Raw genomic sequence first — 1,695 nt, 5'->3', positions numbered from 1 at the left:
TGCCACGCTCTTTTTCTTCCGGCGCTTTGTCGATCTCATCATATTTTGTTGCTTGCGCTTTTCCGCTCTTTGACAGTACCGATGTGATCGCTGCTGTCAGCGTTGTTTTTCCATGATCGACGTGACCGATCGTTCCGACGTTTACATGCGGTTTGTTTCTCTCAAACTTACCCTTTGCCATTGCTTGCTTTCCTCCCGAAAATCTTTTTGTTGAATGGGGTTTTGCCCCAAATTTAATTTTTCAGTTTACCTGATGCGTTATCTATCATATTTTAAGGTTTCTACCGCCGTTTGTCAAGCCGCAGGCTGTTCCGGCACCACTGGCGGAGTCGGTTCCGGAGCGACGGTTGGCGCGGGCGTCGCTTCGGGCGATGGAGTAGGCTGCGGGTTATTTGCTTCCGCTTCCTTTTGCTCCAGTTCCTTGGCCTGCGCCTGCACATCCTCTATCGCTGTTCCCTCTGCCGGCAACGGTACGCCGCTGCCAAGCTCTACCTCGGGCGCGATGCCGCGGTACGTGGATGTCGTTACCTCAAATTTCTCGCCGATTTTTGCATCCGTATCCTTATGGTATTTTTGACCCCAGATCTGGTATTTTTCCTCGCCCTGTCCGACCTTGGTCCTCTTTACTTCGTATTTCCCCAGCGCGGCATTTGTTTTATATTTGACTGCCGGCGCATCCTGCTTATTGATCAGTTCGCTTTCGAACTTCAGGTAATAGTCCCGCTCGACCGTCCCGTAAATGTCCACTGTAACCTTCATATCCGGGATATTACAGGTAACGATCATGATCATATCCGTATCGTTAATATTCTTTACCTTAAAATCCGGCCCGCCGGTAGAGATCGTCGCATCCATGCCCGGGGGCACATAGCCCGCCATGATGGTATGCGGCAGCCGCGCCACCATATCCATTTCCGCACGCAGCGCAGCATTATAGAATGTAGAGGAAACCTGACAAATGCCACCGCCCGCCTGATCTGTATACGTACCGTTCTCGATGCCCGGTGCAAGCGCCCAGCCGAGCTCCTCTGTACGGTCGCCCACGTAATCGTTCACCGAGAACGTCTCGCCCGGTTTGAAAACCGCACCGTTCAGTTTATCACTGATCATCCAGATATTGAATTTACGACCCTTCGAAGAAGACGACCCGATGTTGGTCGTGTAGCTTCCCATCTTGACCATTTCTTTTGGATTGTCCGATCCCTGCGCCTTCACCACATCGATCTGCGCGGCAAACGGTGCAAACAGCTTGGCGTCTATCTGGTTTTTTGCCGTTTCTTTGATCCCGTCGACATCGACCTTCCAACCGTCCTTTGGCTCCTGCACGGTGAGCGTGCCACCCGTTGTCAGGTTTTCCTTATTGCTTTGCTTATCAACGGCGTAAGCAGCGTCCACCGCAGCTTCGCCCCATGTGGCACTGTCCATATCGATCAGTGCGTCAAGCTTTGTTTCGTCAAACGCATAATCAAGCGGCCAGTCCTTTGGTTCTGTTTTCTCGAACAGCAGATCCCAGCGCGTGCCTTCCCTGCCGTAAAGCATCGCTTCTCTGAGCGGCGTTTCATAATCCACCGACAGGCCCGCATCCGGCAGGCCGTAGGAATACGCGGTTTCCTGCACGGTATACTCGATTTTGTTTTCGTTCAGCATGCCGTCTACAGAAGCCTTTATCTTTTCTTCGCCCTGCGCATAGGTCAG

The 1,695-nt window shown here is 52.3% G+C and carries 2 protein-coding genes; both read right to left on the bottom strand.

What is annotated here, in order from left to right:
• Positions 1 to 181, bottom strand: a 181-nt coding sequence (locus VB081_RS03610; RefSeq protein ID WP_323399482.1) for a GTP-binding protein, incomplete at its 3' end; no start/stop codon positions are given.
• 113 nt (positions 182 to 294) lie between these two features.
• Positions 295 to 1,695: VanW family protein (locus VB081_RS03605; RefSeq protein WP_323399481.1), on the bottom strand; the 1,401-nt coding region annotated here is incomplete at its 5' end.

Origin of the sequence: Christensenella sp., assembly GCF_034927525.1 — a bacterium.
GTDB lineage: Bacteria > Bacillota > Clostridia > Christensenellales > Christensenellaceae > Christensenella.
This window is presented reverse-complemented; position numbering and strand designations above follow the sequence as displayed.